Annotated in this window: 33 protein-coding genes and 1 pseudogene; 3 read left to right on the forward strand and 31 right to left on the reverse strand. The window is 67.2% G+C overall.

Annotated elements, in window-relative coordinates; genetic code table 11:
- From IEY63_RS20605 to IEY63_RS20740, 28 genes are all read right to left on the reverse strand, one after another.
- Complete coding sequence (locus IEY63_RS20605) at positions 1–516, reverse strand: hypothetical protein (RefSeq protein WP_189070884.1); 516 nt, start codon at positions 514–516, stop codon at positions 1–3.
- Positions 517–565: 49 nt separating this feature from the next.
- Positions 566–1,285, reverse strand: a complete 720-nt coding sequence (locus IEY63_RS20610) for a DUF6973 domain-containing protein (protein WP_189070885.1) — start codon at positions 1,283–1,285, stop codon at positions 566–568.
- 110 nt (positions 1,286–1,395) lie between these two features.
- Entirely contained in the window at positions 1,396–1,881 is a 486-nt protein-coding gene (locus IEY63_RS20615) for a hypothetical protein (protein WP_189070886.1), read from the reverse strand.
- Positions 1,878–2,189 carry a hypothetical protein gene (locus IEY63_RS20620; RefSeq protein ID WP_189070887.1) on the reverse strand — a complete coding sequence of 104 codons (312 nt, stop codon included), beginning with the start codon at positions 2,187–2,189 and terminating at the stop codon, positions 1,878–1,880. The genes IEY63_RS20615 and IEY63_RS20620 overlap by 4 nt, the downstream gene beginning before the upstream one ends.
- 20 nt (positions 2,190–2,209) lie before the next feature.
- A complete protein-coding gene (locus tag IEY63_RS20625; RefSeq protein ID WP_189070888.1) occupies positions 2,210–2,593 on the reverse strand; it encodes a hypothetical protein in 384 nt (127 codons plus the stop codon).
- Positions 2,594–2,669: 76 nt separating this feature from the next.
- Positions 2,670–3,530, reverse strand: coding sequence for a hypothetical protein (locus IEY63_RS20630; RefSeq protein ID WP_189070889.1), 861 nt, complete (start codon positions 3,528–3,530; stop codon positions 2,670–2,672).
- Positions 3,531–3,532: 2 nt separating this feature from the next.
- A complete protein-coding gene (locus IEY63_RS20635; protein WP_189070890.1) occupies positions 3,533–3,943 on the reverse strand; it encodes a hypothetical protein in 411 nt (136 codons plus the stop codon).
- 7 nt (positions 3,944–3,950) lie between these two features.
- Entirely contained in the window at positions 3,951–4,343 is a 393-nt protein-coding gene (locus IEY63_RS20640; protein ID WP_189070891.1) for a hypothetical protein, read from the reverse strand.
- Positions 4,340–4,726, reverse strand: a complete 387-nt coding sequence (locus IEY63_RS20645) for a hypothetical protein (protein WP_189070892.1) — start codon at positions 4,724–4,726, stop codon at positions 4,340–4,342. The genes IEY63_RS20640 and IEY63_RS20645 overlap by 4 nt, the downstream gene beginning before the upstream one ends.
- Positions 4,727–4,729: 3 nt before the next feature.
- The gene (locus IEY63_RS20650) at positions 4,730–5,371 is read right to left on the reverse strand and encodes a hypothetical protein (protein WP_189070893.1); all 642 of its coding nucleotides are present in this window, start codon (positions 5,369–5,371) and stop codon (positions 4,730–4,732) included.
- 84 nt (positions 5,372–5,455) lie between these two features.
- On the reverse strand, positions 5,456–6,682 hold the full coding sequence (locus IEY63_RS20655; RefSeq protein WP_189070894.1) for a phage major capsid protein: 1,227 nt from the start codon (positions 6,680–6,682) through the stop codon (positions 5,456–5,458).
- A gap of 85 nt (positions 6,683–6,767) precedes the next feature.
- The gene (locus IEY63_RS20660) at positions 6,768–7,166 is read right to left on the reverse strand and encodes a hypothetical protein (RefSeq protein WP_189070895.1); all 399 of its coding nucleotides are present in this window, start codon (positions 7,164–7,166) and stop codon (positions 6,768–6,770) included.
- 52 nt (positions 7,167–7,218) lie between these two features.
- Complete coding sequence (locus IEY63_RS20665; protein ID WP_189070896.1) at positions 7,219–8,679, reverse strand: hypothetical protein; 1,461 nt, start codon at positions 8,677–8,679, stop codon at positions 7,219–7,221.
- A 13-nt stretch (positions 8,680–8,692) separates the two neighbouring features.
- Positions 8,693–9,034, reverse strand: a complete 342-nt coding sequence (locus IEY63_RS20670) for a hypothetical protein (RefSeq protein ID WP_189070897.1) — start codon at positions 9,032–9,034, stop codon at positions 8,693–8,695.
- A gap of 85 nt (positions 9,035–9,119) precedes the next feature.
- Complete coding sequence (locus IEY63_RS20675; RefSeq protein WP_189070898.1) at positions 9,120–9,449, reverse strand: hypothetical protein; 330 nt, start codon at positions 9,447–9,449, stop codon at positions 9,120–9,122.
- 2 nt (positions 9,450–9,451) lie between these two features.
- Positions 9,452–10,885 (reverse strand): hypothetical protein, encoded by a 1,434-nt coding sequence (locus tag IEY63_RS20680; RefSeq protein ID WP_189070899.1) that lies wholly within the window; start codon positions 10,883–10,885, stop codon positions 9,452–9,454.
- A 13-nt stretch (positions 10,886–10,898) separates the two neighbouring features.
- On the reverse strand, positions 10,899–12,605 hold the full coding sequence (locus tag IEY63_RS20685) for a terminase (RefSeq protein ID WP_189070900.1): 1,707 nt from the start codon (positions 12,603–12,605) through the stop codon (positions 10,899–10,901).
- Positions 12,602–13,678 carry a terminase small subunit gene (locus IEY63_RS20690; RefSeq protein WP_189070901.1) on the reverse strand — a complete coding sequence of 359 codons (1,077 nt, stop codon included), beginning with the start codon at positions 13,676–13,678 and terminating at the stop codon, positions 12,602–12,604. The genes IEY63_RS20685 and IEY63_RS20690 overlap by 4 nt, the downstream gene beginning before the upstream one ends.
- Before the next feature lie 20 nt (positions 13,679–13,698).
- Entirely contained in the window at positions 13,699–14,148 is a 450-nt protein-coding gene (locus tag IEY63_RS20695; protein WP_189070902.1) for a hypothetical protein, read from the reverse strand.
- Positions 14,149–14,220: 72 nt separating this feature from the next.
- The gene (locus IEY63_RS20700; RefSeq protein WP_189070903.1) at positions 14,221–14,403 is read right to left on the reverse strand and encodes a hypothetical protein; all 183 of its coding nucleotides are present in this window, start codon (positions 14,401–14,403) and stop codon (positions 14,221–14,223) included.
- Positions 14,404–14,425: 22 nt separating this feature from the next.
- Positions 14,426–14,608, reverse strand: coding sequence for a DUF4132 domain-containing protein (locus tag IEY63_RS20705; protein ID WP_189070904.1), 183 nt, complete (start codon positions 14,606–14,608; stop codon positions 14,426–14,428).
- A complete protein-coding gene (locus IEY63_RS20710) occupies positions 14,605–14,808 on the reverse strand; it encodes a hypothetical protein (protein ID WP_189070905.1) in 204 nt (67 codons plus the stop codon). The genes IEY63_RS20705 and IEY63_RS20710 overlap by 4 nt, the downstream gene beginning before the upstream one ends.
- Positions 14,790–14,999 carry a ParB N-terminal domain-containing protein gene (locus tag IEY63_RS20715; RefSeq protein ID WP_189070906.1) on the reverse strand — a complete coding sequence of 70 codons (210 nt, stop codon included), beginning with the start codon at positions 14,997–14,999 and terminating at the stop codon, positions 14,790–14,792. The genes IEY63_RS20710 and IEY63_RS20715 overlap by 19 nt, the downstream gene beginning before the upstream one ends.
- Before the next feature lie 63 nt (positions 15,000–15,062).
- Positions 15,063–15,359: a type II toxin-antitoxin system RelE family toxin gene (locus tag IEY63_RS20720; protein WP_189070907.1), complete on the reverse strand. Its 297-nt coding sequence runs from the start codon at positions 15,357–15,359 to the stop codon at positions 15,063–15,065.
- Between the two features lie 81 nt (positions 15,360–15,440).
- Positions 15,441–16,016: a hypothetical protein gene (locus IEY63_RS20725; protein ID WP_189070908.1), complete on the reverse strand. Its 576-nt coding sequence runs from the start codon at positions 16,014–16,016 to the stop codon at positions 15,441–15,443.
- A complete protein-coding gene (locus IEY63_RS20730; protein ID WP_189070909.1) occupies positions 16,013–16,372 on the reverse strand; it encodes a hypothetical protein in 360 nt (119 codons plus the stop codon). Before IEY63_RS20730 ends, IEY63_RS20725 begins: the two co-directional genes overlap by 4 nt.
- 23 nt (positions 16,373–16,395) lie before the next feature.
- Positions 16,396–17,736 carry a DNA methyltransferase gene (locus tag IEY63_RS20735; protein WP_189070910.1) on the reverse strand — a complete coding sequence of 447 codons (1,341 nt, stop codon included), beginning with the start codon at positions 17,734–17,736 and terminating at the stop codon, positions 16,396–16,398.
- A gap of 60 nt (positions 17,737–17,796) precedes the next feature.
- Complete coding sequence (locus IEY63_RS20740) at positions 17,797–17,946, reverse strand: hypothetical protein (RefSeq protein WP_189070911.1); 150 nt, start codon at positions 17,944–17,946, stop codon at positions 17,797–17,799.
- A 510-nt stretch (positions 17,947–18,456) separates the two neighbouring features.
- Here IEY63_RS20740 and IEY63_RS22660 point away from each other — a divergent pair.
- Positions 18,457–18,648 (forward strand): annotated as a pseudogene (locus IEY63_RS22660) (hypothetical protein); the annotation flags it as partial.
- A gap of 139 nt (positions 18,649–18,787) precedes the next feature.
- Positions 18,788–20,278: a hypothetical protein gene (locus IEY63_RS20745; RefSeq protein ID WP_189070912.1), complete on the forward strand. Its 1,491-nt coding sequence runs from the start codon at positions 18,788–18,790 to the stop codon at positions 20,276–20,278.
- Positions 20,279–20,465: 187 nt separating this feature from the next.
- On the opposite strand, the gene IEY63_RS20750 is transcribed toward IEY63_RS20745, so the two are convergent.
- The 3 genes from IEY63_RS20750 to IEY63_RS20760 all read right to left on the reverse strand — a co-directional run bounded on the left by IEY63_RS20750 (position 20,466) and on the right by IEY63_RS20760 (position 23,636).
- Positions 20,466–21,638 (reverse strand): hypothetical protein, encoded by a 1,173-nt coding sequence (locus tag IEY63_RS20750; RefSeq protein WP_189070913.1) that lies wholly within the window; start codon positions 21,636–21,638, stop codon positions 20,466–20,468.
- A gap of 92 nt (positions 21,639–21,730) precedes the next feature.
- Positions 21,731–23,266: a hypothetical protein gene (locus IEY63_RS20755; protein WP_189070914.1), complete on the reverse strand. Its 1,536-nt coding sequence runs from the start codon at positions 23,264–23,266 to the stop codon at positions 21,731–21,733.
- Positions 23,267–23,384: 118 nt separating this feature from the next.
- Positions 23,385–23,636: a hypothetical protein gene (locus tag IEY63_RS20760; protein ID WP_189070915.1), complete on the reverse strand. Its 252-nt coding sequence runs from the start codon at positions 23,634–23,636 to the stop codon at positions 23,385–23,387.
- A 1,066-nt stretch (positions 23,637–24,702) separates the two neighbouring features.
- Between IEY63_RS20760 and IEY63_RS22665 the strand changes: the two genes are divergently transcribed.
- Complete coding sequence (locus tag IEY63_RS22665; RefSeq protein WP_189070916.1) at positions 24,703–24,774, forward strand: IS66 family transposase; 72 nt, start codon at positions 24,703–24,705, stop codon at positions 24,772–24,774.
- The last annotated feature ends 75 nt before the right edge of the window (positions 24,775–24,849 follow it).

Here is a 24,849-nt window from a genome sequence, read left to right on the forward strand (position 1 = left end):
TTAACTGTGTTCGAGTCGCCGAGGCGACTGTGACGGTCTCCACACGGCAGCGATGAAGGACAGCACGAGCAGCAGTGTGGACAGCAGGTAAGGCGAAGGTGCCTGTCGGTGGTTGAGGGTTCCGTTGAACACGTAGTAGTCCACGCTGACCAGGTTCAGGCTTCCAAGATGAACGGACCCGCCTTGAGCGAGGGCTTGTGACCACGTGTGCAGGAGCAGCCACTCACCTGCAACGGCGCTCAGTCCAGCCAGCGCTGAGCAGGCCACGGCCACGGGCGACTTCCGGTGAAGGTACATCTGTATGGCCGCGCAGAGGACGAATCCTGCTGCTGGGCTCAAGAGAAGCATGCTCTTTTGCGTTGAATCAACTCGGAGAGTGATCACCTGATGAGCAATTCCTTTCAGCTGCGCGTCACTCACCAGTGAGCCCAGGTAATTCGAAAGGAGGCCCACGATGACGGCAAGGAAGATGAGACTCGCAAGCAGAGTCACGACTTTTGACGTTTGAGAAGTCATAGGTGCCCCCGAAGATAGAGGTCAGGCGGTGAGGGGCATGAGCGGCCGGTCAGCAGTTATACAGCGAGCACGCGTCCGGCGAGTTGCTCCACACCAACGCGGTTCCTGCGGAGTTGAAGACCTTGAGTTTCCCGTACGTCATGTAGTCAACGATCTTGGCTTCAACGACGGTATCGGCGGCCGTGTTGGCCGGATAGTTCAGGCCGATGGTCCGTCCCTGACTGTTGTTGTAGTAGTCCATGTCGCGCGACACGTACGACTTCGCACTGGACGGGGGATTGTCCGCTTCATGCGCGTTGGCGAAATCCGTGGCCCACTGAACGCCGGCCCCACGCGTCATCAGGGCATTCCAGTACGTGTGCCGGTACGCGTCGATTTTGCCGTTCTGTTCACCGTTGCCGTACTTGGTTCGGGCCACGCGCTGCGCTTGATCTTTGTACAGCTTGGTTTTGTAGCAGTTGATGAGGTGCGCGTTGCACAGCGCGCCCTGGGCAGGGCCCAGTCCGGTCCACTCGCCGATGCTCCACTGGGTGGTGAGGTGGCCCGGCGTGTCGTTCAGGACGGTGAGGGCGTGGGCGTTGACGTCTTGGCCAGGGTGGTCCTGAGCCCACTGCTCACCTTCGGCCACCAGCTGCTGGAGTTGGGCTTCACTCAGACGGTTGATGTGGTCAGCCGTTGCGGCGCCGTCGGGCATGGCGGGCGCTGGTTGAGACTGCCCGCAACTGATGAGGCTGATGGTGAGCAGCAGTGTGGGGATAACGTATTTCATGACTCTCCTGTTGTTTGAACGGAACTCGGCACGTTCAAACGTCGCGGAGTGTACTGAGGATCTTGGCGGCGGGGAGAGGCATCTGGGTGATCCTGCCAGAGCCAAGTGTGCTACCGGTCATCACGCCAGAGGTCCTGCATCAGCTGCCGGACCCGCTGGTGCGTGCGCGCCCGGGCGGCGAACAGTGCGGGACCGATGAACGGGCCGGGCAGCAGGTACGCGCGGCCGCTGCGGCCGAACCGCAGCAGGCCGCCCGGGGGCAGCACTTCGAGGTACCCGTTGAGCTGCTCGGGCGTGAGACCCATGGGGCCGCTGCCGTACTCGATGACGCTGGCGTAGGGGGCGTCGGCACCCAACTGAATGCCGATGCTGCTGCCGTTCGCTTCCCCGTGGGCGTAGATGCTCTTGAGCAGGGTGCGGGTGCGGCGGTAGTGCTCGCCGCGCACCGTGTCGTACACGTTGAGCATCAGGCCGCGCCGGGCGTGCAGCTCGGCCGTGCGGGCGCCCTGGGTGGCTAGGGCGGGGAGGTTCTTCCGGAGGGCTTCAGCGCGCTGGCGGAACACGCCGGCGCTGCCGCGCTTGACCTTACCTTTCATCCCAGTCCCCTGTTTCGGCGGCGACGCTGGCGCATGGCGGCCCACTCCTGGTTCGCCAGCGTGATGGGGTCCTGCTGGTCCGGGGTGGGACCGCCCAGCCCCGCGAAGGTCCGCAGGGTGTCCATGTGGTTCTGCCGGACGCTGGTGTCGTACGCCCAGTCCGATTTGGGCGGGGTGCTGTTGCCTTTCCAGACGCCCTTGATGCCGTACTCCGGCGTCTCGACCATGCTCCAGTACCGGCGGGCCGCGTCAGCCCGTGCGGCCGCGGCCCGCAGGTCCTGGAACGAGGTGGCGGGCAGGTGAAGCACGCCCGGCCCGACCGCCACGATCAGGTCGGCGACGTCGTCGAGGTGGGCTCGCCTGGCGTCTCCAGCGCGCTGCTCTCCGCCTGCAGGAGACGCTGGTACAGGCTGAGGGGTTTTGCCGCCACGTCGTCCAGGCGGTTCAGGTCGTGAATCACCTGGAGGAGATTGCCGATGTCCGCAGCGTGGATCTGCGCGCGGTCCGCTTCGCTCTCCACGGCGCCCGTCACGACCCGCTCGATCAGCAGGTCCTGGGGGTGCTCGCCGTCCTCGTTGAAGACGGCGCGCTCGCGGAACGACCGGAGGAGCTTGCGGTACTCGGCGTACCGGGCGGCGAAGTGCAGGTACGGCCAGGGCATGACCGTGACGGTCGTGCCGTTGACGAGGTCGAGGGGGGCGCTGTACGTCATGGGATTCTCCCGGGGTGATGCTAAATGAATGTCCAGGCCAGGGCCCGCAGGCCCCGGCGCGTTTTGGGGGTGAGGCTCAGGCGTAGTACGCGGCGATCAGGTTGTCGATGATGGTGTCTGCGCCGCCGTTGGGGATGTTGAGGATGTCGTAGCCGCCGCTGACCTTCACGCCGGTGAACGCGCCTAGGCTCGCGGGCAGCTGGTAGTCATCCGCAGCGAGGATGGTGTACGCGAACTTCAGCGTGGTTTCGTTCTGCCCGTCGCGGCCGCTGCCGTAGCCGTCGCCGCGCAGGGTGATGTTCGGCGCGACGAAGATCTCGTTGGAAGCGCCGGTGATCGCGCTGGTCGTCACGTCGATGAGCATGCCGGAGAAGCTGGCGTGATTGCGGGGAATCACGATCAGGCCGCTGCCTGCGGGGATGGCCCCCTGGTCGGTGAAGGTCACGGTGCCGCTGGTGTTGGTGGTGCCGTCCGTTTTCCAGCTGACCGGCTCGCTGCCGCTGGTGGTGCCGGCCACAGTGACCTTGTAGTAGTGCCCGTTGGCGACGGGCGGCACCACCAGGTCGTTCAGCGCGTAGTCCGTGTTGGCCGTCCACGTTTCCGCGAGGACGCCGCCGTCCTGGTACACCGCGCTGCCCGCCCACAGCCCGCGCACGCGCAGGTCGCGGACGCTGGCGGTTTCGAACGCACCGGTTTCTTCGACTTTCGTGGTGACCTTCGTGATGGTCCGCATGAGCCCGGTCACGGCGGATTCGATGGGCTTCTCGGTGGGCGTGTACGTCTCGGTCGGGTTGCGGACGTGACCCAGGTTGATGTGCTTGCTGGCCAGGAAGAACGGACCGGTCTTCTCCGGCAGGAACAGGCGGTACCCGCCGACGAGGTCGACGGCGGTGGCTTTCAGGACGTCAGGGTTCTGGGCTTTGCTGAGGTCGTACATGGTCACACTCCGATGGCGCGGGTTTCGAAGGTCAGGACGACGCGCGTATAGCCGTCCTGTTCGTCGGTGAGTTCGTTGACGTAGCGGTACGGGGTGGGCTGCACGGTGCGGCCGCCCAGTCGGTTGCGGATCTGCGCGGCGAGGGCCTGCGCGGCGGGGAGGGTGGCGGCGATCGCCTCGACGTTCACCCGGCCGAGGTCCACGACGTCGGTCGCGTCGAAGACGTCCACGTGCCGCAGCTGCACGTACCCGGCTGGGGCGACGTGCTGGAAGTACGCGCCGAGGCCCTGTTCCCCCTTGGCTTTGCGGCGGCCCTGGTCGTCCCGTTCGGTCCACTCGCCGGGCGTGGTGGCCTCGCCGGGGGTCAGGACGGTCAGGCCGGTGAGGCGGCGCTGGAGGTCGTCGAGGAGCATGGGCGCGTCACCTCCTCAGGACGCAGGTGGCGCGGCTGATGCGGGTGAAGTCGCTCTCCTGCGCCCAGTCGAGGATCTTGATTTCACCTTCGAGTTCGCCGCTGAGGTTCACGTGGTTGGCGGTGGCGCCCACGGCGGGCAGCACCTGGCCGGGTTTGGGCGTGAGGAGGCGCACGTCGCGGTACGGCACCTCGAAGGACCGTGCGGCCGCTTCGGCCGCGGCGATGGCGCGGGGGCCGATCTGCTGCGGGTCGCGCAGCGAGTACTGCAGCTCCCACTCGCTGCCTTCCGCGTCCACGAAGGTCGCGGTGTGCCGGAAGGTCACGTCCGAGGCGCGCTGGATCTCGCGGGTCGCCTCGCGCCGCAGGGACGCCAGTTCCGGGCTGATCCGGCCGGTCATCTGAGGCCCCAGGGGTCCACGGTGGGGTTGGGGTTCGCGTGGCGAGGACCGGGCGAGGTGTCCGGCGGGGCGAGGCCCGCGTCGCGCTCCGCGGCGGTCAGCCAGCCCTGGAAGATGGCCACGCGGCCCAGGATGTCGCGCTCGGTGGTGATGTCCCCTTCAGCTCGGAATTTATCGGCGCGGCGGGTCTGCGCCATGATCAGGGCGGTCAGCGCGAGCGCCTGGGCGTGCGCGGTGCGCTGGGGTTCGGTGGCGGCCTCGCGTTCCGCCGCCAGTTCCTGCCACAGGGCGGCGCGGTCCCGGTACTGATCGCCTTCCAGTTCGAAGTCCTCGGCGGTCAGGCCGTACCGCGCTTCGAGCCGGGCCGTCAGGGAGAGCGCCACGGGTTACTGCCCCTGGAAGTGCGTTTCGACGGCCTGCACGATCTTCCGGGCCTGATCGTCGCTCACGTCGGGCAGCTGGGTGAGCTGCTCGGCGGTGAGGCCCTGCAGGCGCTCGTACGTGGTCAGGCCGAACGCGGCGAGCACCCCGCGGCGGCTGAAGTTGCTGGGCAGGTCCGTGCCGGGCGTGGCGGGGTACAGCGCGGCGTACCCGGCGCTCTGGGCTTTGGCGCTGGCCAGCGCGCGGTCCTTGTCGGCGTGGGCGCTGCGGCTGGTGTCCAGTTCGGTCTTGAGCGAGGCGACGGCCGTGCGCACCTGATCGACGCTGTCCACCTGGCCGAGCAGGGCGTGCAGGGGGCTGAAGTCCACGCTGGCCTGGCGCAGCTGCTCGTTCTCCTGGCGCAGCTTGACCAGTTCATTCTCCTGCTTGCGCGCCTGCTCGCGGGCGTCGTACGCGGCGGGATTCTTGCGGCGCTCGGATTCGGCTTTCGTCACGATGAACGCCTGCTCTCCCCCACTGGCGTACCGCTGCACCTCGCTCTCGCTGATGTCGAGCTCGTCGGGCGGGAAGAGCGTGTTCTCGTGGTAGTAGCGGCCGCCGTGCCACAGGGGTTTCACGACGACGTGGGTGTTCTTGGGTGCGGACATGGATGCCTCCTGGGCGGTGAAGGAACGCAGGCCCGTCCGCGCGGGCGGGCCTGCGGGGTCAGCCGGTCAGGCCGGGGCTGGGGGTCAGCGCTGGCCGCGGACGATGACGACGCCTTCTTTCGCGCGCACCTGGGCGGCGGCGACGTCGCTGACTTTCGTGGAGATGATGTGCTCGCCGAAAGACCCCATGTTGTCGAATTCCACGATGTCGGGGATCTTCGTCAGGAGGCGCGGGCCGGTTTCGAATCCGGCGAGCGTGGCGAACTCGACCGGCTGGAGGGAGCGGTCGGCGACGATCCAGTCGCGGTTGCTCATGCCGCGCGCGACGTCAGCCGCGTCGATCGGCGCCTCGGTGATGATGGCCTCGCTGTGCAGGTCGCCCTTCTGGTAGATGGGGTTGTCGTTGGGCACCTGGGTCACGGCGCCGCTCGCGCCGCCCACGATCTGCACGGTGGGGGCGGTCAGGGCGCGGCGGGCGACGGCGCGGTACGTGCCGGGCACGAACACGTCGGTCATGTTGGCGCTGAACACGCGCCCGTCAATCTGCTGCTCGCCGAGGTAGGCGTCGGCCGCTTCGAGGTTGCTGATGTTCGGCCCGAGGTTCGCGTCGGGCAGGTCCAGGAACGTGCCGCCGCGGCGGATCGCGTCGAGGATCAGCCACGCGCGGGTGCGGGCACCGTTCTGCCCGAGTTCGAACAGGGCGTCCTCGTACTCGCCGAGCTTGTTGTTCAGCACGGCCTCCCAGGTGAGGTCGAAGCCGTCTTCGAGGTTCAGCAGGCTGTACGTGGTGCCGCGTCCCACCCAGCTGTTGCGGGTGTGGGTGGTGCCCTCCGCGCGGATGTTCAGGAAGCGGTGGGCGAGGTTCACGCCGCCACCGGCCGTGATGGGGCTGAGGTCCGTGCGGGTCTTGCGGCGGACCAGCAGGAACAGGTCCGTGTTGAAGGAGGGCAGCGGGTCGAGCCGTTCGAGCTCGCGGGTGGCGCCGATGGCGTACGTGAGGTCGCTGCTGGTCAGGGTTTCCAGGGCGCGCACCTGGCGCTGCAGGCCGGGGAAGTCGCGGGTGTGCTCCGCGTTGCGCTCCAGGGCCGCGTCGTAGGCCTTGGGGTTGCTCAGGCGCAGCTCGGCGCCCTTGCGCAGCTGCTCTTTGAAGCGCGCGCCGTAGAAGCCTTCGTAGAAGCGCTTGGTGCCGCGCATGGCGAGGGTCAGCGCGGTGAGGCGGTCGGTGCTTTCGCCGCGGAGCAGGGGGCTGCTCTTGGCGGCTTCGCGCAGGCCGTAGCGCAGGCTGACAACATCGGTGTTCTGGTGGGACATGTGGGCCCTCCTGGGGCGGTGTGAGAGGCGGGACACGCAGACGCGCCGCCCGGGTGGGGGCGGCGCGTCAGGTCAGCGGGGCGGTTCAGGCGGGCGCGGTGTTGGCGGGAATGCCGACGCCCCAGCCGCTGCGGGGCGCGGCGATGGGCAGGGCGTACCCGACGAAGTCAGCGGTCGCGGTGAGGGTCAGGTCACCGTCCGGTTCGCGGTAGATGGCCTGCCCGCCCGCCACGCCGGCGGGCAGGGTGCCCAGGTCGAGCACCATGGTGATGCCGGGCAGGACGCAGCTGGCCTCGCCGTCTTTCAGGCCCTGCGGGACCTTGCCGACCGCGCGCAGGGCGGCGGTGGCGACGTCGGTCTGGGGCACGACGCGCAGGCCACTGGGGCCGTACGTGGTGGGGATGCCGTTCTGGGCGGTGGTCGGGAGGGGCAGCTTGATCTTCAGGCCTTCTCCGGTTTCTGCGGCGTACACGCGGTTCTTCATGGGTGCCTCCGTGGCGGTGAGGGGCGGTGGGTCGGTGCGGGTGCGGGGGCGTTCAGCCGCGCAGGCCCTGAATCAGGGCGTTTCCGAGCAGCGGGGTGGCGCTCTCGGTGGTGCGCTGCGTGGGGTTGTCGTTGTCACCTGCGGGCAGGCCGGGGCCGGTCGGGGTGGGGTTGCCGGCACTTTCGGTGGTGCGCGCGCCGAGCATGTGCTGGCGGACGCTGACCTGCTGCGCGACGATGCCCTGCGCGGCTTCGTTGCTGGGGGCGGTGGCGGCCGCTTCGACCAGCTGGTCGCGCCACTGTTTGGCGAGGTCGATGCTGGTCGCGCCTTCCTGGTAGGGGGGCAGGGTGGGGAGTTTGGCGGCCGTGATGGCGTCGTCCACCATGCGGGTGCGGCTTTCGCGCACGCCGTTGGCGCGTTCGGTCTGGAGGGCCTGGTTGGCGTTGTCGCGCTCGGTGGTGAGGCTGCTGACCTGGGCCTGCAGGCCGGGCACCTTGGCCGCCTCGGTGGCGGTGGTTTCAGTCTCGGTGGCGATTTCTTCCAGCACCGCCTGGTATTCGGCGGGGTGGTCGGCCTTGACCTGTTCGAGGCTCTTGCCCAGGCGGGTGGTGAGGGCGGTGATCTTGGGGTGCAGTTTCACGGTGGTCTCCTGTGCCGGCGCGGGGGCCGGACTTGGGGTGGGGGCAGGCTGAGGCGCGGGCTGGGGCCTGGTGGGGGGCGGGGCGAACCCGCCGCTCTCGGCCGTGACCTGCCCCACCGCGTTGGCGGGCATGGCGACGAAGTCGATGGTCAGCAGGGTCAGGTCGTCGCCGGTGACGGCGATCTCCATCTCGGGGTCGAGCAGGCCGGTCGGGTCGTCGATGCCGAGGTCCCCGAACCGTTTCCACCTGACGCTGCTGTACCCGTTGGTGCTGATGCCGACGAACACGCCGTCCGCGATCAGCTGCTGGATGAGCTGCCCGCTTTCACTGCGGGTGTACAGGCCCTCGCCCACCACGACGGCGTGCCGGGCGACGGTGCCGCTGCCGGGCGGCCACTCGATGTCCATGTCTTCGATGGAGAGCTTCGTCCAGCGGGCGCCGATGGAGTTCAGGCGGCCCTTCCACCCGTCATCCCAGCCGGGGTGTTCGACCAGGGCGGTGAGCTTCCCGACTTTCATGTCCGCCTCGGCGCGGGTGATGGCGCCCTCGTAGGCGGATCTGGGGTAGAAGCGCCAGTTGAGGTTGATGATGTCGCACACAGCGATGTTCGCCTTGAACGGCACCTGGTCGCTCTCGTCGGCGGCTTCGAGCGTCTGGATCTTGCCGAGGTGCACGGCGCGTTCGTGCAGGCTCACGCCGGTATTGGTCTGCCCGTCCGTCACGCCACGCTCGCGCAGCAGCTCGGGCGTGACGCGGGGCGGAGCGGCCGGGGCGCTCTCCTGCAGGAGGGTCATGCCGGGCGGCACGGGGCGAATGGACGCCGCCGCACCCAGGGCGAGTGCGGCGGTCAGGCAGGGACTGCGGATCTTCATGCGTGGAGGCCTCCTATTCGGTGAGGTGCTGCTGCCCGGGCAGCGTGGGGCTGCGCGTCGTGACGGGCTTCCAGCCGACGTCGACAACGTCGGATGAGCTCAGGTGCGCCCGAACCTGAAAGCCGCGCATGCTGAGGGTGCGGGTGAAGGCGAGCAGCTGCTCCGGGTTGAGATTGAACGGCCGGAGGTTCAGCTGCACGCCGGTCAGACCTGCGGGGCCGCCCGCGGCCTCGCGGATCTGGGCGTCGGCGTAATCCAGCGCGGGTGTGATGGCCTCGCGGTTGCGCTCCGCGTGCCCCTGCTGGGCTTTCGCGGCGAGCTGGGCGGCCTGGGTGGCGGTGAGCGGTTCAGTCATGGGTTACCTCGTGAGGGCAGGGGCTGCGGGCGCGGGGCGGCTCGGGGCGCGTCACGGGGCGCCTGGCCAGTGGGGGCAGCGCACGTCAGTACCTCCGGGTGGCGGGGCTGCGTTCCGGGCGGCGGTCACCCGGGCCCGGCCGCGTGGGCGCAGGTGTGGGCGGCGCCGCGGCGGGTGCCGGTGCGGCCCTGGGGAGGGTGAGGCGGGCCAGGACCTGGTCGATGGACCGCAGCGCGGCGCGCAGCTCGTACACGATCCGTTCCAGCCGGGTGGGCTGCACGCGGGTCAGCCGGTCGCTCTGCGCGGCGCAGCGCTGGCGGCAGCCTGGGCAGCGCCCGGCGGCGCCGCTCGGTTCGGGCAGGAAGGTCAGGGGCGTACCGCAGCCCCACGGGCACGGTCGGGTGGTCAGGGCCATGCTCACTCCTGGGGGGCGGGGACGGGCAGGGGATTGTCCTGCAGGGCCGGTGCGCCGCGTTCTCGCTCTCTGGCGGCGTCGAAGCCGATGTCGCCCGTGAGGGTCTGCGCGCTGGCGTACCCGTGCGTCGCGGCGAACTCCGCGCGCCGGATGATCATTTCCAGGCTTTCCTCGCGGATCTCAGGGAACTCAATGGGGAAGTCGATCAGGTCGATCGGCACGCGGCGCCGGCTGCCCTTGCTGGCCTGCCACTTGCGGTCGCGGCCGCCGCGGCGGACCACTTCGGCGCGGAGCATCCGGACGATGGTGTGCCGGAACGCGGCCTGGCGTTTGTTCGCGAGTCGGATGCTGGGCAGGCCCATCGCCTCGGCGGTCGTGCGGGTCGCGCCGCCGCCCTCGCCGAAGTAATGCTCGGGCATCCCACCGATCGTCAGGGCGACCATGCGCAGGATCAGCTTCATGTCCTGCGCGGCGTCCGACGCGCCCTGCGCGGGCCGGAGGAAGTCGAGGCTTTCGTTCACGCCCTCGTACTTCACGCCTTCTTTGTCGGTGAAGCCGGGCTGGTGGATCAGGGGGATGACGCCGCCCTGCTCGGGCAGCTGCCGGAACGTCATGGCCTTCATCCGCCAGCCGTGCACGCCGCCGTCCGGCACGCCGCCAGCGTCCTGGCCGTTCGGGTCGAGGAACGCCTTGTACACCGCGAGGATGCGCTGCTGCAGCTGGTGGACGTTCAGCCGCATGTTCATCATGTTCACGTAGGCGATGGAGAAGTCCGCGGCGGCCAGCGCGACCGGGAAGCCACGCGGGTCGTTGTAGAACGCGTTGTGGGCGTTCCAGACGAACTCCCCGCGTTCCCAGGTGAGGCGTTGCTGCTCAGCCAGTTCCAGCTGGAGGCGCTCGGCCATGTCGCTGGGCGTCGCGCCGCGCCGGGTGTTCACGTCCAGGGTGAAGCCGCTGAGGTCCACGTCGACCAGCCCGACCAGGGCGGGCAGGTCCGCCGGGGGGGCGTCCGCGCCGGTGGGGAACACCACGGCCTGCTCACCGTCGAGCATCCACTCGTTGATCATGCGGCTGCTGATCACGTGCTCCAGGCTGTTGGCCATCCAGAAGTCGTCGAGGATCTGCTGGAGGCCCTTGTCGGCCAGGGTGCCGTAGCGGATGGCGTCCCCGACGAGGAAGGCGGCGGCGAGCTCCACGGCAACCTGGAACAGGCCGTTGGCGTGGTAGAGGGTGCGGCAGGTCTGCCGGGCGAAGGCGCGGCTGAAGCCGTACCGGCCGTAGATCACGCTGCCGTCCACGTTGGGCGCGCCGTCGCGCCAGCCGGGGTTGAACATGGTCGGGTCGAGCGTGGGGGCCTGCCCGCCGCGGATCTGCACGGCGCGGGCCTCCTGCGAGGGCCGGAGCGGCTGCCCGTCCGGGCCGTAGAGCGTTGTCACGGGTGATCACCTCCTAGTCGAAGCTGCCGGGGCCCAGCTGGGCGGCGGCGGGGCGGGGTTTGGGCGCGGGTGCGGCGGGCGGTGGGGGCGCAAAGGCGTAGATGAGCGCCTCGGCGTGGTTGGGGCTCTTACCGCCCTCCCCTTTCTTGTTGACGGTGAGTTTGTCGCTGGTGCCGACGCGGCTGTACGTCGCCTGGGACAGCTGCGCGACCAGGGTGTTCAGCGCGTCCCCAGCCGGCAGTTGCGCGAGGCTGATGCATTCGTCGTCGGGGTGTTCGATGCCCTGCTCGACGCGCTCCCAGGTTTTCTGGAAGCGCAGGCGCAGGCGCCACCAGCATTCCGTGGCGAAGTTGGCGAAGCGCAGGTCCGCGGGCGTCTGGGAGTCCTCGTACACCGTCTTGCTGGGCACGCCGCCGTTGAACACGCCGCGCACCTCGTAGGCCCGGTCCGTGCGGCGGTCGACGGTCGCAGCGATGGACGCGCCGACGCCGTTGCGGTCGTACTGGAGGAGCGTGACGCGCTCACGCGTGGCGAGCTCGTGTGTGTCCTGGGGCGCCTCGGCGGAGATGAGGGCCTGGATGCGCGTGACGACCGGCCCGCTGCGGCTGGAGTAGACCGTGGCGTCCGGGCCGGTATCGCCCACGTCAAGCCCGGCGGTGGCCGGGGCGGTGGCTTCCAGGCGGAGCTTGAGGGCGGCCTGCACCCACGCGCCGAGAATGATCTGGTTTTTCGTCTCGGCGTCGTAGCTGATGTCGACTTCCTGCTCGAACAGCGCCTGATCGACGCTTTTGGACTTCTCGAACAGGTACCAGGGGCTCACCTGTTCCGTGCCCTTGCCGGTCAGGGCGGGCACGTTCAGCGCGTAGTTCTTGTCCGGGTTGTCGCGCCAGTGGAAGGTGAACACGTCCCACGGGTCGCCGGGGATGAGGTTGTGCGCGATCCGGGCGAACAGATTCGCGCGGCCGTGCGGGGTGCTGCCGTACACGATCACGTCGGTGTTCTGCGAGAGCGCGGCGTGCACGGTGTCGGCGCGGGGCACCTTGGCGTGCTCGTCCACGAAGTAGATGCTGCTGCGGCCCCCGCGGCCGATGTTGTCCCCACCTTCGCCCTTGATGTTGGCGTTGTTGGTGGGGTTGATCAGCAGCGCCTCTTTGCTGTGCAGCTTCTCGCTGAACCCCTGGGGTTTCAGGAACGCCGGGAGCTTCCGGACGATGAAGCGGGCCTTCTCGAACAGGGTGTCGAGGTCGCCGCTCTTATCGACGAGGTCGAGTTTGCGGCTGCCCAGGCCGCCGCTGAAGCCCGCCTCGTGCAGCCACGCCCAGACGTAGTAGCCGATCACGACCCACGTCATGCCCTCGTCGCGGCTTTTCTCCACCAGGCCGTTGCGGCGGTTGCGGCGCAGATCCTGCAGGTACCGGATGAACGCCACCTGCCGGGGCCGCAGCGTGAGGGGCAGCACGGCGGGCAGGCCGCGGCCCGGGTTGCGCGGCTCGTACAGCCACACCCAGTCGTTCAGGAACGTCACCGGGTCCATCCGCGCGGCCGCGGCCGCCACGACCCGCGCTTCGGGGTCCTGCACGCACCGCTGGAGGAGCTTCAGGCGCCGGCGTCCCTCGTTCTCAAAGCGGCGTTTCAGCTGGTCGCTGTACGCCATGACGGCCTCTTTGACCATCAGCGTGCGCTGGGCCTGCACGCTCAGGGCGTCACTCTCAGCGGTCATTTCTGGTCAAGGGTGGCCAGCAGCTTCGAGTACTCGTCCGCGATCTGCTCACCCGTGGCCTTCTCGGGGTTGAACGTCGTCTCAGACTGAATCGGCCCGCCGTTCGGTCCGGTGTGAACGTGATGCTCCCGGAACATCCCCAGCGCCTGCCCGGCCAGCTGGATCACGTCCTTGCGGCTGATCAGTTCAATGCTGCGCCCGTGCTGATTGTTCTTCACGTTCGAGATGAACTTCGATTTGCCCTCCTGGCGCACCTTGTCCAGGTCGATGTACGGCACGGCCTTGAGCACCTGCCGCTCCTCCATCACGGTCGCGCGCTCGTTCTTCCGGACCTGCACCGCCAGGACCGTCTCACGCCGCCGGAGCCTCGCCACTTCACCCTCCAGCACGGCCCGCTCGATGTCGTACGGGTCCGGCTCAGGTTCCGCGTCCCGCCCTCGCCCGCGCCTCGGCTTGTCCGGTGGGGGCGGCAGGTTGCGCAGCATCTCCTCCGCCACTTCCAGTTCCAGGCGAACGTCGGCCAGGACGGTGCTCGCCAGCACTTCCACCCAGTCCGTCACGACCTCATTCACGGAGGACATGACGTCGTCAGGGTCGAAGTCGATCATCTCCCGAATGGCGGCCAGGATGACCTGCGGCGAAAAGCCACGCGCAATCCAGCCCGCCTCGATCGCCGCCACAACGTGAACACGGGTTAACAGGCGCGAGCCCTGTTCCTTCGCCGTTCTGGGGCTGTACTCGGCGTCTTTTGCCGCCTGGGTGTTGCTTTTCCCGTCGAGTTTGGAGAGCACGAACTGCTGCTCCTGGCGGCTGCACAGGTTCAGCTTGTCCATGAACGCCTGTCCGGCGGGCGTGATCTGCGGGGCGGGCGGGGTGGGCGCCGGGGCGGGCGTGGCGCGGGCCTGCCTGGCCTTGGGCTTGGCGCCGGCCTTGGCTGCCGGTTGTGCCGCGGGTGTGGCCTTGGCGTTCCGGGCGGCGGGTTTCTTCGGTGCGGATTTCTTTGGGGCGGGTTTCTGGGGTGCGGCCCGGCCCCGCTTGGCGGGGGGAGCGTCAGTGGGTTTGCGGCGGGGCACGGTTCACCTCCTGGGGTGCGTCAGGTGTCCTGGTTGATGAGCTGGTCGTAGGCGGCCATGACGTCCTCGTACGGGGCGTCGGGCGGCAGCGCGGCCGGGGTGGGCGGGTGGAGGGGCTCGCCGTCTTTGCCGGTGACTTCCACGCGCTGTTTGCCCCACCTCTCGGGGTGGCTGCGTTCCAGGTACCAGGCGTCCGCTTTCCAGTCGCCTTTCTGGCCGCTGACGCGGATGCGGGCGACGCTTTCGATCTCGGCACTGGCGCGCGCTTCGAGCACGGCTGCGCGGAACTCACGGTAGATGGCGTTGCCGTCGCCGGACTTCTCGCCGCGTTTCATCCACTCGTAGTACGTGTCGGGGTTGATGCCGACGTAGTCGCAGCAGGTTTCAATCCAGTTCCCGGCGCGGATGGCGCGCAGGAATTTCGCCTGGACGTCGGCGGTGAGTTTGGTTTTCCGGCCGGGGGTGGCCACGGTGATCACCTCGCAGGGGTGCGGCGCGGCCCGCGCTCCGGGGTGGGAGGCGGGCCGCTGGGAAAGGTCGGGTCAGCTGGTGGTGATCTTCACGATCATGCCGTGCAGGTACCGGTGCTGGTCGGGGCGGATGCGCGGCCTGATGCGGTCGAGGTGGGCGAGCACGCGGTCGTGTTCGGCCTGGGTGAGCCGGATGCCCCGCAGGGCGCGTTCAAGGTCGGACGGGCGGTCCGGAAGGCGTGTGGGGAGGGCCATGTGGTTCTCCTGTGGGGCGCGGTCAGCGCCGGGGGGACCTGAGCTGCCCGAAGGCCCGGGCGGGCGTCCAGCCGTCGTTGGCGAGCGTGACCAGCTGCCGCACCTGCATGGTGCTCAGGCCAGGGTGCTGCTGCAGGTGCTCGCGGATATGCTCGGGCGACCAGGGGGTGCGCTGCTGGAGTTCACGCTGGATGTTGTCGTTCATCGGGCTCCGGGGGTGAGGATGGTGTCGCGCACGTGCTGGGCGATGGCGCACGTCATCAGGGGCGGGACGCCGTAGCCGTCCACCTCGCCGGGGCGCAGGCTGATATGCACCGTGACGGCGGTCCACTGCCCGGCCTGGACGGTGACGCGCTCCGGGGCGGGCTGGCCGTCCGCCTGGGCGATCAGCAGGGCGGCGAGCACGCCATACCCAGCGCGATGCGGCCGCTGGTGTCATCGATCAGGATCGGCCCACCGTACCCGTATTTTCCGAGGGAAGCGGCGATGGCCTCCAGGTCGTGCCGCCTTGGGTTGCGGTCCCACGCGAGCGTGGCGAGGTGCTGGATGTCGTGCTGGTCGAGGCGGTGACTCTGGATCTTGGCGGTCGTTGGCATGGGAACCTCGGGGATAGGGAACCGCCCGCGTGCGGGAGGCACGCGGGCGGCTGGGGGGGCGGGTCACACCCGGCGACGGGCGGTGGCGTAGGGGTCGGATCGTTTGCCGCTCTGGCGGGCACCGATGGTTAGAACGGTAACGGTGCTGCTGGCGCTGTCGATGTCGTACACGATGCGGTAGCGCTTGTTGGCCGCGTGATAACTGAAGAGTCCAGCGAGCGGTTTCTTGAGGGGTTTACCCGCGCTGGGATTGCTGGCCAGCCGCGCCAGGGCTTTGTCGATGTGAGCGCGGGTGGTGGAATCGAGTTTCTTCAAGTCCGCCTGAGCCTCGGGCTCGAAGGCGATGGTGTAAGTGGGCATGTGGCCCTCCTATAGTTCTGGCGGAGGGCCACATTAGGCACCTCCTAGTCGGGAACGGCTTCGGTCGAAGAACGTTCCCGATCAGGGGGCACAGGCTTGGATCGTGCGGAGGGTAACCGTCTTTCGTGCCGGCTGAATGCCAGTACTGATCGTAAATCGAGTCTTGATTAGGTTGTGGAGGAACACGCGCAGGTAAAGCGCGAAGCGCCGCACCACCATTCCGCTGAGCAAACCCGTACGCGCAAGGGCTGCGAGCACGTCGAGGAGGTCACGCGACCACTCAGAAATGAGGTAGTGAGCGTCAACCGCCCAATAGAAGGGACCACCCGCAGGCTCGCCCTTGCCCCTTTTTCGCCTTACAGGGCGACTGAAGAGGTCGGACAGGTATCCGCCGGAATTTTTGTGTGGGTCTGGGTTTAGTGCCAAGCCGAGAATGCGGCGGTGCATGGAACGACTGGCCTCTAGTTTCCGCTGCTCGTCCAGTCGCACAACTTCGAGCATGAACTTGAGGGAGCCATCAAAGAGGTGGAAAGTCTCCCTTGATTCTGCGTACTCGACGCATCGGCGAACCGCGTCAGCTGCTTCTGCGACGTCACTTCCTTGTTCCGCTTCAATGGCCTCGGCCATCCCGAGCTTGAACCATTCGCTGACGGTCACGGCGCACCCTGCCTTTCCCGGCGCCGCTTCAGTCTGTCCAGGATGTCAGGGTGATCATCGAGCACGGCGTTCGTTTCCTCATCATCGGTGTAGGGCACGCCTGCACCGGTCGTCCGCAGGGAGACGGGTTCGGGTTCACCGGTGAACAGGTCGGCCACGCTGACCTTTTCGCCCGTCAGGGCGCTCAGCGCGGCCACGACGTGGTTCAGGTTCTCCAGATCAATGCGCTTAACGCTGTCGCCGCGTGCCATGGCGAAGATACTGCCGCGCGCGACTTTTCCCTCGGTTTCCTTGACGAGCCGGTAAGCCGTCAGGCCGTGGTCGCGCAGGTAGTGGTCGAGGGAGAACCGAATCATAGTGACAGCAATCTAGCACGGTGTCAGATACCCGTCAACTCTCCCCTTTTCGCCTGCGCGAACGTGACGCCGTCCTGGCGGGTGGCAATCATGCCGGTGGCATCCTGCGCGCGGCGGATGATCTGGTCGCAGTAGTGCGGGTCCAGTTCGTTCAGCGCGGCGCGGCGGCCGATCTTGTGCGCGGCGATCAGGGTTGTGCCGCTCCCGCCGAACGGGTCCATCACGACGTCGCCTGGCTGGCTGCTGTTCTCCACGCAGATCTGCACGAGCTGGACAGGTTTCATGGTTGGATGCAGGTCGTTCCGGGTGGGTTTGTCCACGTACACGACCGTGCTGGCGTCGCGGATCTGGGTGAGCAGGTCCACGAGTTCGGCCTTGTTGAGCTTGTTCAGGTCGAGTGAATCGTCGAGCACCGTGGTGTTGGTGAAGTCCTTGCCGAAGTAGTGTGCCGCGCCCAGCTTCCAGCCGTACAGCATGGGCTCGTGCCGCCAGTTGTAGTCCTGGCGGCTCATCACGGCGGCGTTCTTGACCCAGACGATGGTCTGTGAGTACTTCAGTCCGGCCGCGTCGTAGCCCTGCCGGAACGCCACGCCTTCCAGTTCGGCGTACGCGACGTAGATGCACGCGCCGGGCTGCATGACGCTGGCCGTGGCGCTCAGGGCGGCCGCGATGAACTGCCGGAACTGCTCCGGGGTCATCGCGTCGTTCTGGATCTTCAGCCGGTCCTTGGTTTTGCCCTCGTAGTTCACGTTGTACGGCGGATCGGTCCAGACCAGCCGCACCTGGAGGCCCGCGGTCAGCCGCTGGAGCTGGTGCGGGTCGGTGCTGTCCCCGCAGCTGACGCGGTGCTCGCCGATCGTCCAGATGTCGCCGGGGCGGGTGACGGGCGTGGGCTGGAGGGGCGGGACGTCATCCTCGTCGGTGAGGAGTTCGCGCCGCACCTCGCCGTCCAGCTCAGTCAGCAGCGCGTCGTGGTCCGCTTCGGTGTACCCGGTGCCGTCCAGGCCCGGGCCGTCGCGCAGCTGGTCAAGCAGGCGGCGCAGCGCCTCCGGGTCGCGGGTGGCGCGCTCGGCGTAGCGGTTGTCCGCCAGGAGGATGACGCGGGCGCGGTCGTCGTCAACGTCCACCCAGAACACCGGCACGTGCGTGAGCCCGGCGAGGATCGCGCCGCGCCAGCGGTGCTCGCCGACCAGGATCTGCCCGGTGCTGCGCTGCACCGTGACGGTACCCCACCAGCCCGAGGCGCGTATGCTCTCGGCGATCTCCTCGGGATTGTTGCGGTTCGGGTTGAGTGGGTGAGGTTTGAGGTCGTGCACCGGCACGAGTTCGGTCTGGTCGTTCAGCAGGTGGGCGGTCGGGGTCATGGGCTCCAATGGGGACCGCCCCGCCGGCGCGGTGGCGGGCGGGGCGGGCGGGGGGAAGGCTCAGTTGGTGTGCCGGGGGGGCCGGTCGATGAGGCCCGCGACGGTCAGGACTTCGCGCAGGCTGCCCGCGACGGTGCGGGAGTAGGGGTTGTCGCTGCTGCGCTCCAGATCGTCGAGCACGGCCGTGGCGGTGGTGAGGTGCATGTTCATCAGCACCCGGTACTCTCCACTTTCTCTGTTCCAAACGACGTCGATTTCGACGGCCCTCTCGGGGCCGCCGCTGCTGCTATCCTCCACGGTGATTCCTCCAACCTATTTGGAATCCCGAGGCCATCGCTGCCAGGCATCTGGCCTCGGGTGAGGCCATGTTACCGGGCAGACGTGACCGCGTGTGGTCGCGCTTACATGCATGCAGGACAAACCGTAAGCGCGTGAACGTGTGAGCATGAGATCAGGACGACACGCGGTCAGGCGTGCAGAGCAGTGGAACGCTCCGGACAGCAGCACAGGCACGCGCTGGGCGTGCCTGAGAAAAGACTGATGGCAGATTAATGCGAGTGTACGGGAATGTTCGGGCGTGGTCAACGTGACCCCGACAGGCTAACTACTCCTCAAAACGGTTAACTGGCGGCAGGACGCCGGCGTCTGTACGGTGTTTCTGCAATGCAACGGCCACCGTCTATAACGGCTTCAGTCTCCCACTGATGTGGACCCTCCTCACTCACGGGTGAAATTCACGCTGCTGAGATCAAACGCAAGAAACACGGACACCGCACGGTGTCCGTGTTTCGACTCGGGCTCGCTCACATCCAGGTTCTCTTCCTGCATCCGTCGCCGCTCTCATGGCGCAGTTTGACCACCCTGATGCGGTGTCTTGGGCGTCGTCAGACTCCCGTTCTCACAGGACCTTGAGACCGGCTTGTTGGCGTGCTTTTCTTCAACGTCACCAAGACGTACAGACACTGACGCGTCCCCCTCAGCAAGTGTCCCCAGATGCGCCATCCGCATCCCTGCTCTCACTGTTTCAGATCCAGCTCTATGGTGAGGGGGCATGCGACCTCTCGAGGACGAACTCCGTGATGTGTTCACCCAGTCCTGGCGCCCCGAAGACGAAGAAGCAGTGTCCTGGAAGGATGACATCACCGCGTATGCCCCTTTGAATGTGCCACTCCAAGGGCACGTGATCCGTCAGCTCGCGGGCCGGGAACTTCAGGTGTTGCCCTTGCTTCGACAGGACAAGGATGAGGTGTGGACCTATACACAGAGTCGCTGGCTGGTCTACGTTCTTGGGCAGTTCGACGGCGGCGTCCTGGCACTCCAACGCCTGGCCTCCGATGAAGGCGGCCCGTACTGCAATGGCCGGGATGAGGATGCCGCCCACCTCTTAGCAGCCCGCAACGACCGCCAACACTTCCCTTTTTTCCGGTCCCTGGTGCTGAATCGCAGGATTAGCAGTACCGTTCAGAAGATCGCACTCCAGGCATTGGTGAACGCCAACGACACCGATAGCATCAAGGCCCTGCAAACCTTGTCGTGGTGGAGTGACGACATTCCACTCGCCCGGGTGCGGCTTGGTGACATGACCGCCCTGCGCCCATTGATTCAGTCAAGGACCTCGGATAAGGCTCACCAGGCCATAGCGGCGCTGGAAGAGCGTCTGGGTGGGCTGACGCCTCTTCTGAACGAACTGATTTCGGTCAACCCAGAAGCGCTGCAGGAACCCAATGCTGACCCGATGGAACAATTGGCGCATCTGGCCCTCCACGACCCCATGGTGGAGGTGCAGGCCTGGGCCATCCGGCAACTGGCTACCCGTGCCCGGCAGCGGTTCAGTGGGTTGGTGCCCGCCCTGCTGCAACATCGTGCTTGGCAGACCCTCACCGCGCTCAGTGACGTGCTGGCCAGCATTCAACCGCCACCTGCCGAGGAACTGAATGCGATTCTGAAAGCGCGGGAACGTCCGAGATCCATGCGGTTGTGGGCGGCACTGACTTTGCTGCGCGCCAATCTTCAACCCGATCTGTCAGACCTTGAGGACGTCCGCATTGCGCTGCCCCCCGAGGTGCCGCAGGACGCCCGGGACGCGATCGTTCATTACTGGGTTCGTGTCCGAGAGGGAGTGGAGGCGGGGACCGACGTCCGCTGGTTGATCGAAGGATACACTTTTGGATGGGACTGGCCAGATGTGACAGAGGAGCATGAGGCGGTCGTGGCGGCGATACAACGTGAAGGGCTCACGACCACGGCGCCGGTCGAGGCAGGCGTGTGGCATCAACAGGGCAGCGGGAACTACGTGATTCTTGAGGTGGAAGGTCAACCCGTCTGGATCAGTGAGATTGCGCGGTTTGTGTGGACCTCGCATCCGCAGGCCGCGACGTGGGCCGCTCTTCGTCCTCGCCTGGAGCAAGCCCTGGCTCCCATTGGGTGGAAAGTCTTGTCGGAGGAAGCGGCTGGCGTGGTGTTTCCTGGCTTGAATGTCTATTACTTTGCGCGCCGGACGAGTCAACCCCTCCGAAATCTGCTGTTCTACTGGCAGGATTAAGAACGCACCGACTTACGGTCAGAACGCTTGAGCGTTCAGCGCGCCTTGCTCCTATGGCGTCGCTCTGCGATGAATCTTGAGTGTCAACCTCAAAACGATCAGCCGTCTTCTGCACAGCCGTTCGCCTGCGCCTCAGACAGAGGAGCGTTGGACAAGTTGGAAGCAGCGTTTCGAAGGGTAGTTAGCCCTACAGGTCCTCGTCACTGAACCCGACCGGCACGGCCTTCACCGGGTACATCGCTTCGGCCAGTTGCATGACCAGGTCGTCGACGCGGTCGTCCTCCCGCTCGATCGGGTCGCTGATCGCGTCATACACCCACTGCGGCGTTTTGGCCTCCCAGTGGGGGTCGTCCCCTGCTGGCCCCTTGCGTTTCTCCGGCACGGGCGAGAGGGTGCGGCGCAGCGCTTCCAGGGCGTGCACCGCGCGGGGGTAGTGGGCCTTGATGTGGCGGCGCAGGCTCAGGCCTTCCCCGTCGCGGTGCCACACCAGTTCCAGCGGGTCGGGCGCCTTCCCGCTCTTGGCGGGGTCGTCGAAGCGGGTGAGCAGGTCGATCAGCTGCCGCCAGCCGTCCACGCCGACCGGAATGCCGCTGTCCCGCTCGATGTCCGGGCCGTTCAGCACGGTGAGGTTGCGGCTGCCGACCTGCACGCTGCTCTCCCCTGCCCCGGGCCGATCGGTGCGCCCGGGCAGGGTCAGCGCTGTCCCCCACACGGCGAGGAATTCGAACTGGAAGCGCCTGAGGACGGGCGGGGCGGGCGGCTGGCCGGGCGGCACCGGCACGGTGACCGGCAGCCTGATCCAGAACCGCTCCGCGTTGTGCCAGCGGCCCACCTGGGCGTCCGCGCGGCGGGCGCGCTTCACCGCGCGGGCGTGCCCCTGGTACGCCGCGTTGGCCGCCAGGGCGCGCTCGGCGAGGCGCTGCGCATCCGCCATGCGCCCCAGGCTGATCTGCACGCAGGCCTGGACCGCGAGGTTGTGGCCGGTCATGAACGCCTCGACCATCCCGGCGCTGTTCGGGTCCGCGGTGCGGACGGCGGGGCTGGAGCGGCCGCCGTCCGTGAAGGCCTGCCCGGTGATCAGGGCGTGCGCGATCAAGTTGTGCTGCTCCCGGTCCTCCTGACTGGGGCGCACCTTGGCGAGACTCCACTCACCCACGGCGCTGCGGTGCGCTTCGAGCAGCGCGGCGCGCGCACAGGGGCAGGGGAAGGGATGCGCGGCGCGGCTTGCCGTGATCTGAATCTGGTGCGGTTCGAGGTGCTCGGTGCTCTCCCCTGCCCGGCGTACCACGGCGCCGCAGCCGCGAACCGGGCAGTGCAGATGGGTGGGGGTCGGGGTTGATTTCATGCGGGTGCGGGTCATGCGGGCGCCGATGTGTGCAAGAGAGCAGGAACGTGTGTGAGCACGGGAGCATGATAACGGACGTGCATGATCACGCGCGCACAGGTTTGACGTTACTCGGCGTCGCTGTCGCCTGGACGGAACGCGCGTGCTTTCACGACCTCACCGATCCAGACCGAGTCGACCGCCTCGCCGGCCAACTGAGCGAGGCGCTTCTTGGCCACGATCTTGCCCTTGTGCTTGACAATGACCTTGGTGGCGATCAATTCGATTTCGATCCGGATGTCGTACTGGTCAAACAGGGTGTAAGTCTCGGCAAACTGCACGTAGTACCTGCGACCCTTGGCCAGCGTTTCTGCCGTGCTCTCGTTCATGCCGGACTTGAAGCTGAGTGTGAGCAGCGTGCCCACGACGGCCTGCGTGATCACGCGGGCAATAAACGTCAGGTTTTCCTGGTCAGCCTGTGAGAGGGGTTGGTCTTGAGGGATGTCGATTCGACCGTACTGCAATTCCTGCTGGAGGTAGTCTGTGATCGTCAACAGCCGCAGGTGATGCTCCGCCATGAGCAGGGTGCGGACCTTCTCGGGACGGTCTGGAATGCGGACTAGGACCTCACCCGACTCCACGCGCTGAATCAACGCGTCCCCGAGCGCGAGGAGCCGGATGGCCTGCAGGGCGGCCTTGTCCCGCTGTCCGACCGGGGGGTGGCTGCTGCTCCGAGACACTTTCCAATCAAACCGGTCATCGGTCAAAATTAGCTGGAAGGTCAGCCCGTGCAGGTCGACCAGTTCCACGGTCAATCTGCCCGCAGGCTCCACTGTGAGGCGGCCGTTGACTTCTATTTCCTCCAATCCAGAGCGGACGCGCAGGCGCTCAGTCAGCACCAACGGCTTGAGACCAAGCCGGATTTGTCCGGGCCGGTCCAGCTGGAGCAACTCGTCCAGTTCAGGACTCCCGGCGGTGACGGTGATGTCGCTGCGCGCGGACAGGTCAATGGTGATCTCACGTCCCCGGGCCAGATCCTCATGCAGGGCCGCGAGCTTTGCGCGAGCCCGCGCTGGCCCGCTAATTCGCAGGTGGATGTGCCCCTGGATCCGCATGGTGTTGTCCGCCGTGACCTGCACGCGGGCGTCCGCCAGATTCGAGTCGCGCAACATGGCGGAAAGGGTGGCCACCGCCACAGCCGGGTCGCGGCTTCTCAGCCGTTCAGCGTCGAGTTCCCGTTCCAGCCGCTCGACGTTGGCCTGCTTCAGGAACTCCTCCGCCTTCAGGCTCCCTTCGAGGCGGCTGCTGCTGCCCTCGATGATGATCTGCTTGAGGAGAAACGAGACGGCAAGCGTGATCTGGGCAGGAGTGAAGCCCTCATCTTCGAGGTGACGCCGCACGGTGAGTTCAATTTCCCTCACCTCCTGGTCCAGCACGGCGTGAAAGACATTGCTGGACCGCACCGTGGCAGTGATGTGCTGCGCGATGAGATCGGTGACGTGATGGGCGGTGAGGTCGCGTTCCAGGGCGCTCAGCATCCGGGCCTGCACCTTCCGGTCTGTCAGGCGCTTCAGGCCCTTGGCCCCGCTGAACTTCAGGAAATCCCAGGCGGCGTTGGGCATGAGATTGGTCAGCAGGGTGGTGGCGATTTCGAGACCGGGCACGTGTTCATGGTATGCGGCGCTCGCTCCAGCTCAGGCTCATCTGAGCCCCCACTGTTTGCGTGTGAGCACGACATCACGAGAGTGTGCTAGCTCGTACACACGCAAGCAGGCTCACCGCTCACGGGCGAAACTCCAGGATTCCGCGGGCGAGTTGCTCCAGGTCCTGCAGGTCGCCCAGGGTCTGGTGCACGGCCGGGAAGTCAGGATGGGCGGTCCGCATGCTCTCGCGGGCGAGTTCCAGCAGCAGCCACTGCCCGGTGGTTAGGCCGTACGCGGAGTGCGCGTCGCGCGGCCGCTCGGGCAGCGGCGTGGGGATCAGCGAGTCCGGCAGGGGAGGGGGCGGCGCCACGCGGCGCAGCAGGATGTCCATCCGCGCGTCTGGGGAGGTCGGCGCCGGAGTTAGCGGTTGCGCCTTGAGCGGGGTGGAGGGAGTTGGCGGTTGCTCAGACCGGATCCGCGTGTCGGGTGGCGTTTGATCGGTCGGGGCGCGGCCGTTCCACTGCTGGATGTCTCGTTTGGTGGCGCGGCGCTGGGCGCCACTGCGGCGGCCCATCAGCGGCCGACCGAGAGGGAGGTGCGGACTGTGTTCGTGGGATACCTCGGGTAGGGGAGAGGCGGTAGGGCGTGGTGGGGGCGGCGCTGGGCCTGATGGCGTTCCAGATGGCCGCGGCGCGCCTTCGGGCGGGGCGGACAGGTGGCCGAGTTCCTGGAACAGGTCGAACCGGAGGTGCAGCCGCCCGGCGTCGTCGAGGGAGAGGTGATCGCCGGGCCGGGGTGATCGGCGCCAGATCTCTAGCAGGTCCTGGCGCGAGGGCGTGAGCCGGGCCTGCACGCCTGGGCCGTGCTGACGGCGCCGCGCGGCGCGTACGGGGTGGAGCCGGAGGCGCGGGGGCGTCGGGCCGGACGGCGTGGAAGGTCATGACGAGACCGCCGTCCATCACGTCCACGGCGTAGTCCATGCCTCATTCATCCCAGTACACTTCTATGCTCACCTGCTCACGGGATGTCAAGTGGGCTCGCATGGGTGAGTGTATGGGTCCAGGCTGACGAGCATTTTGCCCTCGTCTGCGGTTGCCCAGCGGCTCCGGAGGAAGTCCTGCCCGGGCATGTGCATCAGCCCGGGCAGGGCGCTGTCGCTGATCTCCACCACCTCACACACGCGCCGGCTCGGGATAAGCACAGCGCGCTGATGATCGTCAACCGACGTACCGGCGACCTTCAGAAGATCATGCCCAGGAATGGGAAAGTGAACTGCGAGATACGTTGCGTCAGGTGGAGCACGAGTAGAAACAGGGCCACCTGACCATTCTGGCGCGGACGGCAATTGAGCGACGGCTTGATGCGTTGCTGGAAGAGGCACCTCAGGTGAATCCTGAAGTGCCACCGGTTCTCAGACGACGCGGGCGGTAATCACCTGAGCGGAATCTGGCTGTGCGGTGCTGCGCTTCCTCCGTGACAGGCGCGTGCCATTCGATAACAATCAGGCAGAACGTGATGTGCGCCCGTAGTGCGTGAAACCTGACTACCCTTCAAAACAGGGCATGAGTGTGCTCAAGGTGCGCCAGGATGCGCCGGACGGATGC

Origin of the sequence: Deinococcus radiotolerans, from assembly GCF_014647435.1 — a bacterium.
In the GTDB taxonomy this organism is placed as follows: Bacteria; Deinococcota; Deinococci; order Deinococcales; family Deinococcaceae; genus Deinococcus; species Deinococcus radiotolerans.

Excerpts from the sequence above, each read along its gene's own strand:
- IEY63_RS20605 (WP_189070884.1), bottom strand. The coding sequence starts at position 516 with ATGACTTCTCAAACGTCAAAAGTCGTGACTCTGCTTGCGAGTCTCATC.
- IEY63_RS20610 (WP_189070885.1), bottom strand. The coding sequence starts at position 1,285 with ATGAAATACGTTATCCCCACACTGCTGCTCACCATCAGCCTCATCAGT.
- IEY63_RS20615 (WP_189070886.1), bottom strand. The coding sequence starts at position 1,881 with ATGAAAGGTAAGGTCAAGCGCGGCAGCGCCGGCGTGTTCCGCCAGCGC.
- IEY63_RS20625 (WP_189070888.1), bottom strand. The coding sequence starts at position 2,593 with ATGACGTACAGCGCCCCCCTCGACCTCGTCAACGGCACGACCGTCACG.
- IEY63_RS20630 (WP_189070889.1), bottom strand. The coding sequence starts at position 3,530 with ATGTACGACCTCAGCAAAGCCCAGAACCCTGACGTCCTGAAAGCCACC.
- IEY63_RS20635 (WP_189070890.1), bottom strand. The coding sequence starts at position 3,943 with ATGCTCCTCGACGACCTCCAGCGCCGCCTCACCGGCCTGACCGTCCTG.
- IEY63_RS20640 (WP_189070891.1), bottom strand. The coding sequence starts at position 4,343 with ATGACCGGCCGGATCAGCCCGGAACTGGCGTCCCTGCGGCGCGAGGCG.
- IEY63_RS20650 (WP_189070893.1), bottom strand. The coding sequence starts at position 5,371 with ATGTCCGCACCCAAGAACACCCACGTCGTCGTGAAACCCCTGTGGCAC.
- IEY63_RS20655 (WP_189070894.1), bottom strand. The coding sequence starts at position 6,682 with ATGTCCCACCAGAACACCGATGTTGTCAGCCTGCGCTACGGCCTGCGC.
- IEY63_RS20660 (WP_189070895.1), bottom strand. The coding sequence starts at position 7,166 with ATGAAGAACCGCGTGTACGCCGCAGAAACCGGAGAAGGCCTGAAGATC.
- IEY63_RS20665 (WP_189070896.1), bottom strand. The coding sequence starts at position 8,679 with ATGAAGATCCGCAGTCCCTGCCTGACCGCCGCACTCGCCCTGGGTGCG.
- IEY63_RS20670 (WP_189070897.1), bottom strand. The coding sequence starts at position 9,034 with ATGACTGAACCGCTCACCGCCACCCAGGCCGCCCAGCTCGCCGCGAAA.
- IEY63_RS20675 (WP_189070898.1), bottom strand. The coding sequence starts at position 9,449 with ATGGCCCTGACCACCCGACCGTGCCCGTGGGGCTGCGGTACGCCCCTG.
- IEY63_RS20685 (WP_189070900.1), bottom strand. The coding sequence starts at position 12,605 with ATGACCGCTGAGAGTGACGCCCTGAGCGTGCAGGCCCAGCGCACGCTG.
- IEY63_RS20700 (WP_189070903.1), bottom strand. The coding sequence starts at position 14,403 with ATGGCCCTCCCCACACGCCTTCCGGACCGCCCGTCCGACCTTGAACGC.
- IEY63_RS20705 (WP_189070904.1), bottom strand. The coding sequence starts at position 14,608 with ATGAACGACAACATCCAGCGTGAACTCCAGCAGCGCACCCCCTGGTCG.
- IEY63_RS20715 (WP_189070906.1), bottom strand. The coding sequence starts at position 14,999 with ATGCCAACGACCGCCAAGATCCAGAGTCACCGCCTCGACCAGCACGAC.
- IEY63_RS20720 (WP_189070907.1), bottom strand. The coding sequence starts at position 15,359 with ATGCCCACTTACACCATCGCCTTCGAGCCCGAGGCTCAGGCGGACTTG.
- IEY63_RS20730 (WP_189070909.1), bottom strand. The coding sequence starts at position 16,372 with ATGATTCGGTTCTCCCTCGACCACTACCTGCGCGACCACGGCCTGACG.
- IEY63_RS20735 (WP_189070910.1), bottom strand. The coding sequence starts at position 17,736 with ATGACCCCGACCGCCCACCTGCTGAACGACCAGACCGAACTCGTGCCG.
- IEY63_RS20740 (WP_189070911.1), bottom strand. The coding sequence starts at position 17,946 with ATGAACATGCACCTCACCACCGCCACGGCCGTGCTCGACGATCTGGAG.
- IEY63_RS20745 (WP_189070912.1), top strand. The coding sequence starts at position 18,788 with ATGCGACCTCTCGAGGACGAACTCCGTGATGTGTTCACCCAGTCCTGG.
- IEY63_RS20750 (WP_189070913.1), bottom strand. The coding sequence starts at position 21,638 with ATGACCCGCACCCGCATGAAATCAACCCCGACCCCCACCCATCTGCAC.
- IEY63_RS20760 (WP_189070915.1), bottom strand. The coding sequence starts at position 23,636 with ATGGACATCCTGCTGCGCCGCGTGGCGCCGCCCCCTCCCCTGCCGGAC.